The sequence below is a fragment of the Paenibacillus sp. FSL H8-0315 genome, assembly GCF_038005365.1.
Classification (GTDB): Bacteria; Bacillota; Bacilli; order Paenibacillales; family Paenibacillaceae; genus Paenibacillus_AQ; species Paenibacillus_AQ odorifer.
The window spans coordinates 809,832-828,264 of sequence record NZ_JBBOTA010000001.1; the positions used below are offsets into that span (position 1 = coordinate 809,832).

An 18,433-nucleotide genomic window follows, 5' to 3' on the forward strand; every position below is an offset into this window, starting at 1 on the left:
TTAAAGTTCCCTCCGCAATATAGAAAATTGTTTTTCAATAGTAAAGCCCGCTTTTTGATAGATTCGAAGAGCCGGATTATTATTTCCAGTGAATAGAGAGATATATTGACAGCCCACATTTTGAAAAGCTTCAACCATTCGGAAAAATAATACACTGCCAAGACCATGACCCTCATGCTCTGGGTGCACTCCGATACCGCAAAAAAATGCTCTTCCATCAGGCTGCGAAATAATTGGACCTGCAAAGCCCACAACCTCGTTGCCGTACACAGCTACTACAAGTGGTGCGCCAACCTTCACGTAAGTAACAATATCCTTCTTCCACTGCGGATTTTGCAGGGCAGCAAGCGTTGCTTCAAGCCCTGTATGTAAATCAGGGACATAGGACGTAATGTAATAGTCCTTGCTATTTGCATTGGTTTCCTTATCTAAAATATCTTCGGGAACTATAAAGCTTCCGAGTTTTAAATACATGCCGCATTGCGTCGCTCGATCTTCGTAGCCTCTAGCCATTAAAGCTTCATATAATGGCAGGTCCTTACTGATGCCCGGGGCATTATTATGCTCATGCTGAGGTGCACTTGGTATACTCCACTTCAGCTTAACAGGGTTGAAAAACAATACATCCGCTTGTCTTTTCCCAAGTTCTTGGAATCTTTTTTCTAAACGCAATAGAAAAGCATCGTAAAGCTCCAGAGAAGCCACATGGGTATCTATAATAACACTCGTAATATAACCCGCCACATCTCCAAGAGGGAGATCGTCACCGCAGCAGCCAGCTGCAAAACCAACAATCCCTTTTTCGTCACAGCCTACCCATATACAGTCAGCGTCAAAATAAGGATGGTCGATGAATGTATCTTGAAACTCTCGCTCTGTAAATGGCTTATAATCATATTTTGTAGCCTCACGATTCCAAAGCTCTACAACTGCAGAGTGATCTTCAATTGAAAAGGGTCTGATTTGCAACATTTAAGCCTCCTGTGAACGTCCAATATAGGGCCAGGAAATTTTGCCCATTACTACTGGCTGTGAAGCTCCAGTTACTAGCGGGATATTGTTGGGTAAGCGCTCCATCGTGTAATACGCTAGCAGAGCAAAAGCAATCGCTTCCTTAGCATCACTATTACCACCGATATCCTCCTGCGTCAGCACCTGCACGTTATGCGGTACAAATAAGTGCTGTAAATCACGCAAAAGCGTCTTGTTATAGCTTCCACCGCCGCCAATTAGCAATTGCTCAGCCTGATGCTGCGGTGCAATATACCGTTCATAGCTATCGACGATGCTCCAGGCAGTTAAAAACGTAGCTGTTGCAACAACATCTTCTGCTTTCCAGTGATTAACCTTCATCATTTCAATAATTTGTGCCACGTATTGTTGGCCAAACCGTTCTCTGCCCGTCGATTTTGGTAACGGCATCGTATAATATTTATCCTGCTGCATCCATTTCAATAGCTCATCAATCACTTGACCGCCCGCACCAATTTCGCCATTAACATCCATTGTCATTGGTATAAATAATTGCGATACAAGGCCATCGATAATCATATTTCCAGGACCCGTATCAAAAGCAAATACCTCATCCGGTGAGGCATTTACAGGCAAAACAGTCACATTGCCTATTCCGCCAATATTTTGCATCAGAAGTGTTTTCTCTGGATTGTTAAACAATAAGTATTCGGTAAATGGTACTAACGGAGCTCCTTGTCCACCCATTGCCATGTCAGCAACTCGAAAGTCTGATACGCAAGGAATCCCTGTGCGATTGGCGATAACTGCACCATCCCCAATCTGAACGGTACAATGCAGATTATAGCCGCCCATAACATTCTCTTCCGGAGCATGATAGATTGTTTGACCATGCGATCCTACTGCGAATATTTGCGAAGGCGAAAGGCCGCATTTCCCTATAACGGATAATGTGGCTTGGGCGTATAATTCGCCAAGCCACATATTCATTGCACCAACCTTATCAATCGTAGCGCTAGCGGGATCAAAAAGCTCAAATATGGAGTTTCTAACTTGCACCTCAAAAGGTGTGTTTTCAAAAGACAGTAATTCAATCTCTACTCCATGCTCTTTTTCGGCTGAAGGGAAAAGCTTAACTACTGCTGCATCAATACCATCTACTGATGTACCTGACATCAAGCCAACTAAGTATGTTGCATCCACTTTTGATTGTTTGTCCATTAACCTTTCACCGCTCCAACTGTTACCCCTTCAAGGAAGTATTTTTGTAAACTGAAGAATAAAATAAACATTGGAACTGCTGAAATGGTTGCCCCCGCCATCATCGGTGCAAAGTAAGTTGTATTCGCAAAGCGAAAGTTTTTCAAGCCGACCTGAATGGTTTGCATATCCATCGTATTCGTTACTAGGAACGGCCAGAAAAAGTCATTCCATGCCGCCATGAACGTTAGGATTGCTAGTACTGCCATAATTGTTTTAGATAGAGGCATAATGATATACCAGAAGATTTTAGGCTGGGAACAACCTTCGATTTTAGCAGATTCAATAATTTCACCTGGAATGGAGGACATGAACTGCTTAACCAAGAAGATATTGTATACCGTTACTATGCTCGGCATAATCAACGCAGTGTACGTATTTTGTAATTCAAAAATATTTACGATCAAAATATATAGTGGAACCTGAGTAACTTGAACAGGAATCATCATAGATCCCAGCAAAATAGCGAACAAAATGTTTTTCCCTTTAAATTTCATTTTTGCAAAAGCATATCCAGCAAGAGTAGCAAAAAATACGTTAGATACCGTGATACACGCTGCCACTATAAAAGAGTTCAATAACCAGTCCCATGTATGTGGGCTAAAGTTAAAAAAGAATTTATAAGATTCAAATGAAATCTTCTTTGGTAGGATAGAATAGCTCATTGCACCAGCTTCTACCGGATCACCGAACGAGGAAATGACCATAAAGTATATCGGGAATATGGTAGCTGCGGCGAATAGGATAAGGAACGTAATGTTTGCACCATTACGTATAAACAGATACCCTTTGCTTCTTAAGCTATTGTTGTACAAACCCATAGTATTCTGCTCCTTTTCCTAGTATTCTACATCTTTACCTATAAACTTGAATTGAAGGAATGAGATAAATCCGATAATCGCTGCTAGAACTAATGATTGTGCCGCTGCCTCACCAAACTCAAAATATGTGAACGCATTGTTAAAGATTAACAAACCTACCATTGTTGTTGCATGGTCTGGTCCACCGCCTGTCATAAGATAAGCGTTTTGGAATACTTGGAAGGAACCGATAACACCCGTAACAAGTAGGAATAGCGTTGTTGGCTTAAGGAAAGGGACAACGATAAACCAAAGCTTTTGCAGGAAAGACGCGCCATCAATTTCAGCTGCTTCATAATAGCTGTTATCAATAGCGAGTAATGCGGCTATATAAATAATAATTGCTGTACCATGACTTGATAACCATGACATTAACACAAGTGAGAACATTGCAGTTGCACTGGAACCAAGCCAGTTTTGATTTTCAATACCTAAAAAACTCACGAGCTTATTGGCAATACCTGATTTTAAAGGATCGAAGATCCACAGCCACACAACAGAAAGCGCTACACCAGATGCTACGGCTGGCAAGTAATATAGTGCTTTAAAGATCGTTTGTGTTTTTTTCTTGAAAGGAATAATCAAAATTGAAATTAAAAATGACAGAAGAATATTAAACGGAACAGTTAATAGCGTATATACTAACGTGTTTTTCAGCGCTTTCCAGAAAAGTTCATCTGAAAACGAGTTAACGAAGTTATCCATGCCGACAAAAGTGGATCCTAATGGACCATATTTTTGTAAGCTGATAATAAAAGCATTGATGACTGGATATGCGGTAAATAAAGAAAACGCAATAAGTGCTACTGCGATAAACGCGTATCCCCAACCTGAGTCACTTTCGAGCTTCAATTTTTTTCTTTTAGTCAACGTTTGATTCATTGGGTCGCACCTCTCTTCTAAAAACAGTACAAGCTCTAGCTAATTTAGAAGGAAAGCTGTACGTTCTAGCTACGCACAGCTTTCACATGTCAGCCTACGACAGACTAGTCAACTACAATACCATCTTTACCGAAAGATTTAATTGCAGCCGCTTTAACTGCATCATACATTTCTTGTGGAGCAATCTCATTTGCAAGTAAGGCTTGTAGTTTAGGAATAATAACTTCTGTTTCAATTTTTAATGCTTCAGCAGCCAGATCAGTAGGAATATCTGTACGAGCCGGAAGCGCTTTTGCCATCATAGCTTTACCTGCAGCAACGTTATCTTCGTTACGAGGGAATTTTTCAAGTACTTCTGCATTACGTGCAGATTCAGTAATTGGTGATAAGAACAGCTCATTACTGTAGTTAGCAGCAATTGAACCAGAAGACAAGAAATTCGTTGCTAGGGCAATATTTTTGATGTGCTCTTCAGATGGAGCTTTTTTACCACGAAGTGCGATATAACCATCAACGATTGAAGTAGGGACATAATCGGCACCGTTGAATGTTGGGACTGGAAGTGAAATATAATCAACTTCAATAGAATCTGCAACAGCTGAACCATCGTTCGCTTTAATCTTCTCATTGTTTAGACGAGCAGAGTTTTCAAATGCAGATAAACCTTTACCTGTGATCATCGTTTGGCCCGTTAGGAACATGTTCCACCGTTTGCCAGCATCGATAGAGCTTAGCTCTTTAGGCATAGAACCATCGTTGATCATTTCGCGAATAGATGTAAGTAGCCCCAAGAAGTTTTTGCTTGTATACGTATATTTAAGATCTTTATCGAAGTAATCTGGTAAACCTGCAGTTTTAGCAAGAATAGCTAGATAGTCTTTAGATGCTACACCAGATGTTGCAAACACGAAACCATAACGAGTAGTTTCACCTTTATCATTTTTCACTACGCCTTTAGAAATTGCATTACGGAACTCTTCATAAGTCCAACCGTTTTGTTGAATGCTTTTCCAATCAATTCCGGCTTCTTCAAGGAATTGTTTGTTACCACCGATAGTGTGGATTTCCATATATGCTGGTAGGCCGTATTGAGCGTCACCTAGTTGGAAATATTTCAATGGAACTTCGTCATAATCGGCCTTGGCTTCATCAGAAAGGGCACCGTTAAGGTCGATTAGTACATTAAGTGCTGCATATTTCGAAATTCCTGAAGCACCGATAAAAGCAATATCTGGAGGAGAACCTGCATTTACTTGAGTATCAAGTTTTTGCGTCATATCTTCCCAGCTCGCTGGTTCGATTTTCAAAGTCAAGTTAGGATGTAGTGTATTAAATTCTTTTTCCATATCAGCAAAACGTGTTTGATAGTTCGCTGATATCGGAGGTAAAAGTGCTGTAATCGTATCCTTTTTAGGCTCAGAACCACCGTTACTAGTTCCTGTATTACCGGAATCTGTAGAAGTTGTAGCGTTATTTCCGTTTCCACCGCAAGCCGATAAGAGTGATACCATCATGATTCCTGACAAAAACAGAGTTAATCCACGTGATCTTTTTTTCATCGAAAACAGCCCCCTCAATTATTAATAGCATCCATCCTGTTATTCCACTTTTCACACCTAAACCAATGATGCGATTGCCTGTTTCAAGCGTCCTCCGTTTGCGTTAAGTACTTGTTCTGCTTCTTTTGCATCTAACCCCGATTTAATCATCATAATTGCCAGCTTACAGTTCATAGATGCTTTTTCAAGTGTTTCTGCGGCGGTTGATGTATCTACACCAGTCGTGTTCATGATGATACGAATCGAGCGATCTACGAGCTTAAAATTACTAGCCTTCAGATCAACCATCAAGTTGTTGTACGTTTTTCCTAACTTGACCATTGTGCATGTTGTCAGCATATTAAGCACCAACTTCTGAGCAGTTCCTGCCTTTAATCGAGTCGAACCGCTAATGACCTCAGGTCCTACAACAGGTGTTATACAAACATCTACAATGGGTTCGAACTTTGAGCCTCTGTTGTTACAAACACCGATAGTAGCTGCTCCAAGTTCCTTTGCTTTCGCTAAAGCTGCAATAACGTAGTTTGCACTACCGCTTGCCGAAATCCCAATTAGTACATCTTTGTTTGTTACACCAATGCTTTCGATTAATGCGATCCCTTCATCCATATCGTCTTCACAGCCTTCAACCGCAGTACGCAAAGCAATATCACCACCAGCGATATAGCCCTGCACCAAGGAAGGATCTGTACCAAAGGTAGGAGGACATTCGGAAGCATCCAGAACACCTAATCTTCCTGATGAGCCAGCTCCTATGTAAAACATTCTTCCACCATTAGACAACCTATGATGTAGAATATCTACCGCCTTTGCAATCTGCGGAATCTCCTCAGTTATAGCTCTGGGGACCAGTGCATCTTGTTGATTCATTAACTGGATCATTTCTTCCGTAGTACATTCATCAATCATTAATGTGTCTGGATTCACAGCCTCTGTTGTCAATCCCGCAAGGTAGTCATTCATAGCCATCCTCCTTCTTCCCAGTCTCAATCTGTCACCTAGTTAACAAAACGTGTTATATTAACTTACAATTATTATGCTCTTATACTAATACAACACCATCGCTTCGTCAATAGATTTTGAAATATAATTTCATAAAGAAATTAAATTCTGATGTTTTATTTCATTTCTTACATACTATGTTATACCACATTTATAAAGCGCTTACAAGATACAATTTAAATTTTTACCAATTGCTTTGATCGCTATGGCTCTAAGGTTAAAGCGATTTAAAAAAATGTATTATTTGCTGATTATCGCTCTAAACGAAACATAAAGTTACATCATCCGCGTTCAACCGGATGATGTTTCGTCTTCGATTCCATTCATTTTCTTCCTCATTATTGTGTGCCAAGCTATTAATTATTGAATTAAACTACTTATTATATTCATTAGATCGACGTATTCATCATGTAGATAATCTAACATGGATTGATATGTAGTACATTTTAGTACACGAATAAGCGAATGGAATACAAAAAAAGGAAAGCATTGATCCATGATCAATGCTTTCCTTCACATTCATTCTATCAGAACCTAATTTCTAAGTTTTTTCTTTAATATATTATGCGTTTTTGTTAAGTAGGTTTTTACTTCTTCATATTCTGCACTTGCGACACCAGCAAATAATATGTCGATGATCGTAAGCATCGCAATACGCGAGCCCATAGCCCCACTGCGGATTGTTATTTCAGGTGTGGATATGCTCAGTACAATATCCGCCCGCTCCGCAAGCTCACTTTTATTGTACTTCGTAATCGCAATACATTTCGCTCTATTCTTTTGGGCAATTTCCAGTGCATCAATAATATCACTAGTTGCTCCAGAGTTAGAAATGAAAATGGCAACATCATCTTTCTCAAGTAAAGTTGCTGCCGTGAGCTGACTATGACCATCTGTATAGGCATGACACATCTTATTAATTCGCGAGAACTTCTGTTCCCCGTCCATACAAACGAGTCCCGAAGCACCTATTCCAAAGAAAACAATTCGCTTACTATGACATAGTAATTCTACAGCTCTTGTAATTTCTTTTCGATCAATAACACTAAGCGTATCCTCAATGGACTTGCAATTATTCAATGAAATATTTGATATAATTGTCGAGAGATCATCACCTGGCTGAATATCTGTATATTGAGCCTTTGAATCCTCATCACGAGAACCCAAAGATGCCGATATACTCACAATAAAATTGCGGTATCCGCTGTAACCCATCGTCTTACAGAAACGAAGGACAGATGCATCGCTTGTCTTACTCGATTGAGCCAATTCCTTAATCGACAAATGAGGGATCTCTTCCGTATTTTCTAAAATGTAATCTCCGACCAATCGTTCAACTGGTGTAAAACTCTCTCGCATATCACGAATTTTAATTAATACGTTGTCATTTAGACTCATAATCTACCTACTCTAGATTTAATTAACACCTTTATTAATATCATAAACAATATAAACAACCTATTTCAATAACAAAATACGTTTCGGCATATCAAAGCTAATATTAATTAATCTATTAAAATCATCCTACTCTTAGGACATCTGGTGACTTTACGTTGATTATAGCGTAATAAAGTTGTAAGGTATAGTCGATAATTATATACTTTCTGATATGGTGAAACAAGGGACCACAAAGGTCCCCGAAGATTCTTTCTATTGTTCTCAGCATACGTAATACGCATGTATTTTTAAATTTCACTGCCGTCTAAATATGACTCAATTTGTCAACTACATCCTGTGATGTAGCACCGTACTTGAACCATTTAATTTGCTAGCAAGCTGCTTTAATGTAGTCAAGAACACCGGCATGGCCGCTACACTTAGTAATAATAGTGCAATGATTAATACGAATGCTACCTGTATAAGTGTCGTTACCCGAAGGAATCAACGCGGCGCAGGTGATCCAACATCCCCTTCAAGCTCGTTATACCGCATCATCAGGAATATGCTGTAATCAACGCCCAGGGCTGCAATCAAGCCATCTAATGGCATTCCAAAAGCTGTCTGCAAGTTCTTCTTCGAGCTCAAGCGAATACAGTAACTCACCTTCTTCCATCATTTTAGCGAACATCTTCAAAGGGCCATATACAGTGCAGATCAATGCCATGGAAGGCAGGGGGCGTAACAATTTCTCCTCCTTACCTGATTTGACTATATCTAGAATGAATTTTAATAAATGACCGAATATTGCTTTGCTATGTTCGTCTAAGTAATATCCATCTTCATGCAAGCCTTTCTTTTGCGATTTTTTTGCGCAAGAAATAAAGAGTTCTTTATAATGTAATAATGTACATAAAGACGGATTTGGAGGGAAATAAATGGCAAGTCGTAAATGGGTATTAATCATAGACGATGAAGATGATTTAGCGCGTCTGATGAAGGCTGTTTTACATAAAGAAGGTGTTCCAGACGTTGTAACTGCCGGGACCGTTGCAGAGGGTTGGGACAAGTTTCAGGAGTATAATCCTGAGCTTATATTGCTAGATATTATGCTCCCAGATGGAGAAGGATATGACTTATGCAGAAAAATTCGGGAAACATCAAATGCACCCATCTTATTTATGTCTGCAAAAGACGAGGAAATTAATAAGCTGTTAGGACTGGCGATAGGTGGCGATGATTATATTACTAAACCGTTCAGTCCGAAAGAAGTCGCTTATCGGGTAAAGGCACAACTGAGAAGAGCTGGCTTTACAGAAGAAAAAAAAGCTCCGAAAAGCTTACAAGCTGGCCCCTTTGAGCTTAGTGCCAATGAGACAGAATTAAAAAAGAATGGCGAGGTCCTCGTGCTAACCGCCAAAGAAGTCGGTTTAATGAGCTGTTTTATGCATCATCCCAATCAGATTCTAAGCAAAGAAACCTTGTTTGGACAGGCGTGGGGTGAGGACTTTTTTGGTTCCGATAATACAGTGATGGTACATATTCGGCGCTTACGCGAAAAAATTGAGGCCGACCCTTCAAATCCTTCCTTTATTTTGACGGTTAAAGGGTTAGGTTATAAATTAAATACCAAGGAGTGAGACTAGTTGAAATGGAAATTGACACTCCGCTTTTTAAGATCGGTTATGACTATTGTTGTGATCGTTGGTATTGTAAACGCGATTTTGTTCCTTTCCTTATTCGTTATAAAGGTAAATAATAATAACTTTGGCACTGAAGAAGCATCTGCAGAAACCTTTAGCCGGACCTTTTCACAATACGTAGAATTACAGGCCGGCAAACCTGTTGTGAATGAAGAAGGTCTCAAAAAACTACAAGAAATGAGCGCCTGGGTACAATTCTTGAATGACCAAGGGGAGCAAGCAGCTGCCTTTTATACCCCTGAAGAATTGAAAACAGAGTATTCTCCTATTGAAATTGTACAAATGTATAAATATAAAGAATTAGATGCACGCACGACGGTTTTTGTCAGCGAAGCCCAACATTTCAGTTACTTTTTAGGGATTAATAATCCTAAAATAGGCCGCTACGTAATGACCTATGACTACGCTAAAATTTTCAAAGATGTTAATGTTTTTCTTTTCATTTTTTTAATCGTTGATGTGCTTATTGTAATCCTCATTGGATTTCTATTTGGGAAAAAGTTAACTGCACCCCTTCATACATTAATAGAGGGTATTCAACAGCTCAGGGAACGACGTTTTAAGAAAATGCCTACTCCCAAAGGTGTTTATGAAGATGTTTTTCGTAATATGAATGAACTATCTGAAAAGCTCGATCGACATGAAGAGGAACGTAAACGTCTCGATCAAATGCGTGAGGAATGGATTAGCAATGTTTCACATGACATGAAGACACCACTTGCTTCTATTCAAGGTTATGCAGAATTTATTAACGACAGTGCCACAGATCTAACAGCCCAAGAATTACAGGAATACACATCAATTATCAAGAGTAAATCGATGTATATGAAAGATCTGTTAGATGACCTCAATTTAACGACACGTTTGCGTAATCACCAGCTATCCCTGCAATTTGAAGAGGTGAATCTCGTTCAGTTTCTACGAGAAATGACGATTGAACTTTTAAATGACCCGACCTTTGGTGAACGGCAGATAGAGTTTGAGGCGAATGTGGCTAAAGCAATGCATAAAGTAGATAAGAAGTTACTAAAACGAGCGATCCTTAACTTGATCTACAACGCGCTGGTGCATAACGATGAAAATGTCGTGGTGAAGATTCGAGTGGATACAGGTCCAGAATCTCATACCCGAATTTCGATTTCTGATAATGGTCATGGAATTCCAGCTAAAGATCTGGAACAGATTTTCGAACGCTACTATCGGGGTACAAACACAACGAGTAAGCATGGTACTGGTTTAGGAATGGCCATCGCAAGAGACATTATTTGGGCTCATGAGGGGAAACTCGATATGACGAGCATTGAGAATACCGGAACAACCATTACTATACTTTTATAATACAAATGCCTTACTTACTCATTAGGCAGAGAAAAGGGCTGTGCTCCATTACCTTTATTGGAGACAGCCCTTCTTCAATTTATTAGTTTTTTATTGCTTTTAGCGGAATATCCTCTACCTTCACTTCATCATATGAGGAGACTTGATCACCTTTTTTTACATACATTTTTAAGTAGGCGCCTTTACGAAGATTTTTTTGTGCATTAAATTCCAGTGGAATTGTATTCCCTTTAGCATTTGTAGCTTCTAGTGTATAGGAATAGGAAGTCATCACTGTACCATCACTCAGTTTATATTCATGGGGTTCCCCATCCTCTGTAATTTGTAAATAGTACTTTTCGGCATTCATGCGATTGAAATCAATCTTTGCTAGAGCAAAGACACCTACAACCCCAATAACAAACAAAATACCCATAGTAATTAGAAATTTTTTCATCTCAATCATCCTTCTGTTCTATTATTTAGTGTGATAATACGATTGTATGAAGCTACGGTTAAGAAATAATACAACCCATAAATTATGGTATAAGCAATCATCCAGAGCAACACTGGCTTTGCTAAATCTATCATCAGTAGACTAGAGAATGCTTTTAAAGCCACTACACTATGCAATAACCCTACTATAAGCGGTACAACAAAGATAACGAATACCTGTGACGCAATGGATTTCCGCATTTCTTTTGCACTGACACCCATTTTATGCAGCATATTGTACTGTGCTTTATCTTCTTCTGCCTCAGTTAAAACTTTAAAGTAAATGATACTGCCTGTTGCAGCCAGAAATACGAGTCCAAGGAAACTTCCTATAAAAAGTAGAGAACCCACACTTTCCAAGCTTGTTTGGTAATCTTGAGGCCTGCTTGAAAATAGCGCTTCTTCAGGTAATTGGTTTGCAATTTTTGCAGATAAATCCACAGAGGCATCCTCTACCCCAAGAACACGATAGCGTAGCACTTCTCCATCATTCCGTAATACTTTATACTGTTCATCCGAGACTACAACTGTTATACCTGCTGTACCTGCATTTAATACGGTTTGTGTTTTAAAGCTTTGGAATGTGAGTGGATGGCCGTTGCCTGTTGTTATAGTTTTTCCTGTATACATAGGTGAGAACCTTTTGTTATATCCGATATCTAAAATAACCGCGTAGCCATCCTTTACATTTAATTTTTCTTTATGCTGTACATTTGCTAAGTTGTTGTATGTTTTTTCATTGATAACTGTATACCCTCTTTTATCAGAGCTATCGAACGAGGATGGCGAGTTTAATTCTTTCGTATGAAACGTAATGGATAGCGTTTCGATATTTTCATCGTATTTTGTAGCTGGCAGTACAGCACTTACTTGTTTATCCATTTCTGCATCTGTTAATTGATACATAAAGGTATTCGGATTAATCGTTTTTGCCGAGTCGTTCGTATTGTAATACAGGCTATAGACCGCTCCACCGGCAGTTACTGTTGTAGCACTCAACACAGCAATCACAGTTAATGTACGTGCATTCCCACGGATACGATAGAGCAGCTGCGAAATGGTTATTACATGAAGGCCCTTCCACAGCCACTTTTCATTTTTCTTAATCATTGCTAACAGAAAGCCAGTCACACTGTGGAACAATAAAAATGTACCCACAATTACCGTTGTTAAAATAATTAATACGGTCATGAGAAATCCGATTTTTGCCCATACCTTAGAAGTGAAAAGGTCCTGCATTGCAAGCCAATAGCCCAAGACAATAAGTAACACTCCAAGAACAGCTACTATCATAGATGGTTTAGGCGCCACTTCTCCCTTTTTGGAAGCATGAAATAAATCAATCAGCTTAAATTGATAGATCAAACGGTAGCCTTGAAACGATGTCACTAAGAAAATAACAAGAAATACGATAGCCGTGTTCATCGCTGCCGCCATTGAAAAAGTAAAGGGTGCTACAACGTCATAACCCATTAAATGAATCAAAATCGTCATAAATCCTTTTGAACAAAGGAAGCCAAATACAATCCCTACTATTAAAGAGAATAATCCTAATAATAAATTTTCAAAAAAGAGCATAAAACCGATTTGACGATTACGTACCCCCAGCAACGCATACAGTGCGACTTCTTTTTTACGTCTTTTCATAAAAAATGAATTGGAATAAGCTATAAATATGAACACGAAAAAGATAAGAATGACTGCCGCTCCACTCATTAGGGAACCCAGTTTTTGGGATGAGGCCGTCTGTTCTGCTATCGTATCACTATATTTTAAGGTCACAAATGTAAAGTAAATGACGATACTAAACACCATCGATGCGATGTATAAAAAATATTGCGAGAAGTTTCTGGCTATATTTTTTCTTGCTAGACTAAATAACGTCATCTACCTCACCCCCAATGGCCGCATGAACATCTAAGATCTCTTGGAAGAAGGCTTTGCGTGTCTGATCACGACGATAGATTTCTGTTGAAAATGAACCATCCTTGATGAAAATGATCCGGCGGCAGAAGCTTGCGGCAAAGGCATCATGGGTCACCATCATAATGGTCGAATTGTTATTTTCATTTAAAGTACTTAAGCTTTCCAATAAATCTGTTGCTGATTTAGAGTCAAGTGCACCTGTTGGTTCATCAGCCAAAATCAGTGCTGGCTCTGTCACGAGCGCTCTAGCCGCAGCGGTTCTTTGCTTTTGACCCCCAGAGATTTGGTAAGGATATTTCCCCAGTAAATCTTCAATCCCAAATACTTTAGAGATCTGAGTCACAAGGTGATTAATTTTCTTCGCTGGAATTTTAGCAATCGCCAGGGGAAGCAATATGTTCTCCTTTACCGTCAAGGAATCGAGTAAATTGTAATCTTGAAAGATGAACCCGAGATGTTCACGCCGGAAGTCTGACAAAGCTGCTTCCTTCAGATCATGAATACTCTTGTTCTTCATATATATCTTTCCTTCTGTTGGAGAATCTATGGTTGCTAACAAATTTAGCAAGGTTGATTTTCCCGCTCCGGAAGGTCCCATAATCCCTACAAACTCACCTTCATGAATGTCAAAAGACACGTTTTCCAACGCTGTGTAAGCAGCACTTAACTTCCCGTACACTTTTTTTACGTTTTCTACTTTTAATAATGGTTCCATTCATTTCACCTCATAATTTGCTGATACTTATACTATAGGCACCGAACCTTACAGCAAATTCATGCCAACCTTACAACAAGCTTAAATCTACAAAAAAAAGATACCCTGTAGCCATTTAAGACTACGGAGTATCCCTTTGCTATTGAATAGCATTCATTTTTTTCTGGTTGTATATAAATCAGAAGCTTCATCAAAGTAAAAGTGGCGTTTTTGTTTGCCAAACACGACTAATATAACATGAACGAACAATACGATCGTTAAAATGAGAGAGGTCAATCCAGCACCTAGGGTTAAGAATATAGATGCCTTATAAAATGGAGAATCCATTGATATTTCCACATTATTCAACGTTTTCGCAATGACTGTTATGAAGTACATCGCGTAAAGGGCACCAAAGCGTTTAAATAATCGCTTGTTAGTTTCCACTCGACTTATTTTACTGTCATAGCGATAACGCATTATTTTCGTACCGATTGTCGATCCATTCCAAATAATCGGAATAATAAAAAAGGTTACAGAAAGTGTAATGGTGCTCGCAATAAATTCACTAACGATATTAACGTTGGTCATACTCAACACAACTTTAACTACTAGGTTGCTGATAAATAGATCAATAATAACAGCCAGTAACACAGACATCCCTCTTACTTCATCAAGCGCTAATAATCTTTCCGCTTTCTCCTTAATTTTCTTTTTTGACGGGAATAACGCCAACACAGCTGGAGCAATAAAGAACCCCAGTACACCGCCAGTAGTATTTAACAATAAATCATCCACATCAAAAATACGATAAGGGCAATTATAAATCCCGTAAATGCCGGTTACCTGTGTTATCTCATAAAATAAAGTTAATAAGAACGTGAAGCCTAGAGCTTTCTTCCAATATTTCTTATCTTGAAAAAAGTATCGCAGATAAACACCAAAAGGTAATAATAGCAAGAAATTAAAAAACGCTTGATAGAATGAGGGTTGGCTAAATAATAGCCTATAAGTTGCAGGCTGTGATAACACGATGCCACTATTCCCAAAGGTGCCCACTATAAATTGAAATGGCATAAGTGAATAATGTTGTGTGTCCGGTTTTTGTAGCGAACAAGTGTTACGTATTTCCGGCAACGGCAACAATACTAAAAATAACGCTGCTAGAAAGTAAAAGATAAATGAAAACGAAATTAACGTGGTAGAAAAGGGAAGGTAATTATATTTTCTATAGGTATAAATGAGCCATGGGATAAAAAAGGCAAATGCTAAAACCACAAAAAAGATCGCTGCCACAAAGATCGGTTGAGTATATGCTGACATTTCTAGTTCACACCCCAAAATGATTTAGTATTCATATTAACCATAAAACTGATTCTAATTCAACTGGAGTTGGAACATTTTATCAAATTTAAGGATCCTGTAATGTTGACATCAATTTAATGTAAGGTTCGCAACTTATACTGACTCCTAGGCAAATAAAAATATTTTCAAAGGAGCACTATTAATGAATCCCTCCATCTCGCAAAAAGAAAGAATCATTTCACTCGACATCATTCGCGGACTTGCTCTTTTTGGCATTCTGCTTATAAATGTTGGAGCCTTTAAAGTTATTATGGAAGGAGATCCCTTACCAGACTATAGTGGCATTAATGGAATCATCCATAGCTTGATAATCATCTTCGTACAAAAAAAGTTCTTTTCTATTTTTTCATTCCTATTTGGTGTAGGTCTATACATTTTCGCCTCAAGAGCCGAAAGCCGGGGAGATAAACCCAGATGGCGTATGGCTAGACGTTTACTAATCCTTTTGCTGCTGGGAATCATTCATGTATTTATCTTTTGGGGAACCATTCTGCCCGCATATGCCATTATCGGATTGTTTCTGATCCCTTTTTATCACACAACGGTTTCTACACTTAAAAAGTGGCTTATGGGTATGACATCCATTTACATCATTTCCTTAGTGGTAAAAATATTCCTGCCTTCTCAAGGGGCAATCTCATCTATTCTTGATATTTTTTCTAATGACGCTATACAAATCTTTATTATGTTTTTAGCTGGTTTTTTAACCGCAAAGTCAGGTTGGCTGACACACATACAAGAATTAACAAGACCCATTAGATGGATTCAAATGGTATCATTTCTGTTGTTCATTGGTTTTTCACTATGGATTTGGAACGCTTCTCAAAATGGGAACAGCAATGTAGATTCAGTTACGGGCTTAGGATCTCTCCCAACCACTTTGTTCTACTTAACAACATTATTTCTACTATTAGAAAATAAACAAATGGTGAAATTCCTGAAACCCATATCACGGGTGGGTCAAATGGCGTTTACAAATTATGTAGCACAAAGCATTATAGGGACGGCAATCATTTCAATGATAGGTCTCGAAGTCGTTTCACCAAAAGATATTCTCTACATCGCAGTTCTGATTTATATGATTCAAATCATTTTTAGCACCATTTGGTTCAAGTTTTTTTCCATGGGCCCTTTAGAAAAGGTTTGGCGCTTGATGACCTATGGAACAAAGCCTGCAATCAAACGATAAAAGCTTCGCTTTCCTCGCCTCAATTCAAGTCGGAATTTCTTATCTAAACCCAAAAACCCCTTTTAAAAAGGGGTTCTCAAGTTTAAGCGCTTTAACTGTTAGGCGACAGATCACAACATGAACTTTAAGAATTAGAGAATTAAGTCCAAAGCATCCTGCGAAATCCACACTTTATCTTTAATCATTACTGTCAGCACATTTAGTTTCGTTGTTTTGCCATCCTGAATGGCGATATTTTTATCTATAGGCAGCTTGAGAACTTGGCCTGCTTTTTTCACTACAACCACCGGATTAGTCTTATCGGTCTTATCTAGGGTAATCGTAGCTCCTTTGGCCTTGAATTTATCACTGGATACGTACAGTGTATCCTGAAGCTGCGCCAGATTGAGTCCGGTCACTTCTTGAATATACATATTCACATCCGTATTCTGGATTACACCGCTGTTCATGAAATCGGTCGGTTTAAAATTAGCCGGATGGTAGGCGAACAATCCAACTTCTTCCGATGTGTGATCATCCGTAGAGAAGGTTACACCTATTTTATCCCCCAAAATTTTACCGATGACTGGCGAAAGGTTATCCTGCATTCCCAATCTGACTTGATCCGCTTCTTCTTTGGTTAGATCACTAAGTCCATAATTATCCGCAAGGACCTTTTTGAAATTGCTCTCATTAATACTGCCTTCAATGTAATAACTGGTGTGCTTCGCTTTCTTCAGCACGGAGATTAGATCTTTGGTAGAATCATAGTTCGTCATATTGAGCCCGCCGGTAGCATGATCCGAAACCGATAAGACTGCTGTATTCCCGTCCTTTTCTGCAAAATCAACAGCGGCTTTGAAGGCTTTATCAAACGCTAAGGTCTCACTCATAATCCCCACTGGATCGTTATCATGACCATACCAGTCAATCTGGCTTGCTTCGACCATCAGAATAAAACCATTCTCGTTCTGTGACAACTTCTCTATCGCTACATTGGTCATTTCGGCAAGGCTCGGTTGCTTTTGCGGGTTCAGGTCAAAATCAGCATCCAGTGCTTCGGGGTTGAATAGTCCCCAGATTTTATTCGTTTTAGAATTCATTAAACCTGCTTTATCCGTTACGTATTCATACCCATTTGATTTCAGGATTTTGGTTAAATCTTCTCCGTCCTTGCGGTTAATGTCTTCTTTGCCGGGTACCAAATACCCGGAACCGCCCCCAAGTAGAACATCTACACCACTATAGACCATCTGTTCTGCAATAGACTGCGCATTGTCACGCGTGTATGCATGACTTAAAAATGTAGCCGGTGTCGCATCCGTTAATTCACAAGTGAATACCGTTCCTGTACTTTTCCCTGCCATTCTCGCTGCATCCATAAGGGTAGGCAGAGGTTTGTTCATGTCCTCTGGTTTAACTGCGCTTACGAAAGGCATCGTTATTCGGTCTGGAAGTATGGATACCGTCTCACTCTTAACCTTATGGCCTGTGGCATAAGCCGTAGCTCCCGCAGCGGAATCTGTGGTCAGTGAATCCGTAGAATAGGTTCTCACCAGCCCGCTGAAATACTTATCCATCGCAAGCGCCTGACCTCCCTGATACCATCTGGCCAAGTTCACATCGGATAAGCTCATCCCATCCGTAATAAACAGGATTACGTTTTTGACAGATTTGTTGGTAGGAGCATCAGAGTTATTGGCGCCATCGGCGTAGGATGTTCCGTTGCCTGCTGCAAGCAGACTGCAAACCATAACTGTACTGCAAATTCTCCCGATAACCTTTTTGCGCATTTGAATCCTCCTCTAGCAGATTTTGTTAAGTACGTTACTAGTTTAAAGGAGGATTGTTTG

Annotated in this window: 16 protein-coding genes and 1 pseudogene; 3 read left to right on the top strand and 14 right to left on the bottom strand. The window is 39.2% G+C overall.

From position 1 onward, the window contains the following. The 9 genes and pseudogenes from MHB56_RS03450 to MHB56_RS03490 all read right to left on the bottom strand — a co-directional run bounded on the left by MHB56_RS03450 (window position 1) and on the right by MHB56_RS03490 (window position 8,879). Window positions 1–972, bottom strand: a complete 972-nt coding sequence (locus tag MHB56_RS03450; RefSeq protein ID WP_076276165.1) for a GNAT family N-acetyltransferase — start codon at window positions 970–972, stop codon at window positions 1–3. Continuing rightward, window positions 973–2,193, bottom strand: coding sequence for an anhydro-N-acetylmuramic acid kinase (locus tag MHB56_RS03455; protein ID WP_341143260.1), 1,221 nt, complete (start codon window positions 2,191–2,193; stop codon window positions 973–975). It lies immediately after the preceding gene. Next, on the bottom strand, window positions 2,193–3,053 hold the full coding sequence (locus MHB56_RS03460) for a carbohydrate ABC transporter permease (RefSeq protein ID WP_076127188.1): 861 nt from the start codon (window positions 3,051–3,053) through the stop codon (window positions 2,193–2,195). The genes MHB56_RS03455 and MHB56_RS03460 overlap by 1 nt, the downstream gene beginning before the upstream one ends. Before the next feature lie 18 nt (window positions 3,054–3,071). After that, entirely contained in the window at window positions 3,072–3,974 is a 903-nt protein-coding gene (locus MHB56_RS03465) for a carbohydrate ABC transporter permease (RefSeq protein WP_060622964.1), read from the bottom strand. A gap of 104 nt (window positions 3,975–4,078) precedes the next feature. Continuing rightward, on the bottom strand, window positions 4,079–5,533 hold the full coding sequence (locus MHB56_RS03470) for an ABC transporter substrate-binding protein (RefSeq protein WP_076190768.1): 1,455 nt from the start codon (window positions 5,531–5,533) through the stop codon (window positions 4,079–4,081). A gap of 57 nt (window positions 5,534–5,590) precedes the next feature. Then, window positions 5,591–6,496, bottom strand: a complete 906-nt coding sequence (gene murQ, locus MHB56_RS03475) for an N-acetylmuramic acid 6-phosphate etherase (protein ID WP_076182833.1) — start codon at window positions 6,494–6,496, stop codon at window positions 5,591–5,593. A gap of 573 nt (window positions 6,497–7,069) precedes the next feature. Continuing rightward, a complete protein-coding gene (locus tag MHB56_RS03480) occupies window positions 7,070–7,933 on the bottom strand; it encodes a MurR/RpiR family transcriptional regulator (protein ID WP_042129113.1) in 864 nt (287 codons plus the stop codon). A 327-nt stretch (window positions 7,934–8,260) separates the two neighbouring features. Next, window positions 8,261–8,509 (bottom strand): annotated as a pseudogene (locus tag MHB56_RS03485) (hypothetical protein); the annotation flags it as partial. Next, window positions 8,487–8,879 (bottom strand): hypothetical protein, encoded by a 393-nt coding sequence (locus tag MHB56_RS03490; RefSeq protein WP_312148221.1) that lies wholly within the window; start codon window positions 8,877–8,879, stop codon window positions 8,487–8,489. The gene MHB56_RS03490 and the pseudogene MHB56_RS03485, both read right to left, overlap by 23 nt. Here MHB56_RS03490 and MHB56_RS03495 point away from each other — a divergent pair. Both MHB56_RS03495 and MHB56_RS03500 read left to right on the top strand, forming a co-directional pair. Next, complete coding sequence (locus tag MHB56_RS03495) at window positions 8,851–9,552, top strand: response regulator transcription factor (protein WP_076127196.1); 702 nt, start codon at window positions 8,851–8,853, stop codon at window positions 9,550–9,552. The two genes, MHB56_RS03490 and MHB56_RS03495, sit on opposite strands and share 29 nt — an antisense overlap. 6 nt (window positions 9,553–9,558) lie before the next feature. Then, entirely contained in the window at window positions 9,559–10,953 is a 1,395-nt protein-coding gene (locus MHB56_RS03500; RefSeq protein WP_076307687.1) for a sensor histidine kinase, read from the top strand. Window positions 10,954–11,035: 82 nt separating this feature from the next. On the opposite strand, the gene MHB56_RS03505 is transcribed toward MHB56_RS03500, so the two are convergent. The 4 genes from MHB56_RS03505 to MHB56_RS03520 form a co-directional block, all read right to left on the bottom strand. Continuing rightward, the gene (locus MHB56_RS03505) at window positions 11,036–11,389 is read right to left on the bottom strand and encodes a YxeA family protein (protein WP_076182842.1); all 354 of its coding nucleotides are present in this window, start codon (window positions 11,387–11,389) and stop codon (window positions 11,036–11,038) included. 5 nt (window positions 11,390–11,394) lie between these two features. Beyond that, entirely contained in the window at window positions 11,395–13,314 is a 1,920-nt protein-coding gene (locus MHB56_RS03510; RefSeq protein ID WP_076182849.1) for an ABC transporter permease, read from the bottom strand. Then, entirely contained in the window at window positions 13,301–14,068 is a 768-nt protein-coding gene (locus tag MHB56_RS03515) for an ABC transporter ATP-binding protein (protein WP_038572078.1), read from the bottom strand. The genes MHB56_RS03510 and MHB56_RS03515 overlap by 14 nt, the downstream gene beginning before the upstream one ends. A gap of 153 nt (window positions 14,069–14,221) precedes the next feature. Next, window positions 14,222–15,370, bottom strand: coding sequence for a VanZ family protein (locus MHB56_RS03520; protein ID WP_341143261.1), 1,149 nt, complete (start codon window positions 15,368–15,370; stop codon window positions 14,222–14,224). Window positions 15,371–15,554: 184 nt separating this feature from the next. Between MHB56_RS03520 and MHB56_RS03525 the strand changes: the two genes are divergently transcribed. Next, a complete protein-coding gene (locus tag MHB56_RS03525) occupies window positions 15,555–16,601 on the top strand; it encodes a DUF418 domain-containing protein (protein ID WP_076182853.1) in 1,047 nt (348 codons plus the stop codon). A gap of 131 nt (window positions 16,602–16,732) precedes the next feature. Here MHB56_RS03525 and MHB56_RS03530 read toward each other — a convergent pair whose 3' ends face one another. Then, window positions 16,733–18,373, bottom strand: a complete 1,641-nt coding sequence (locus tag MHB56_RS03530; protein ID WP_076281566.1) for an alkaline phosphatase — start codon at window positions 18,371–18,373, stop codon at window positions 16,733–16,735. Window positions 18,374–18,433: the final 60 nt, after the last annotated feature.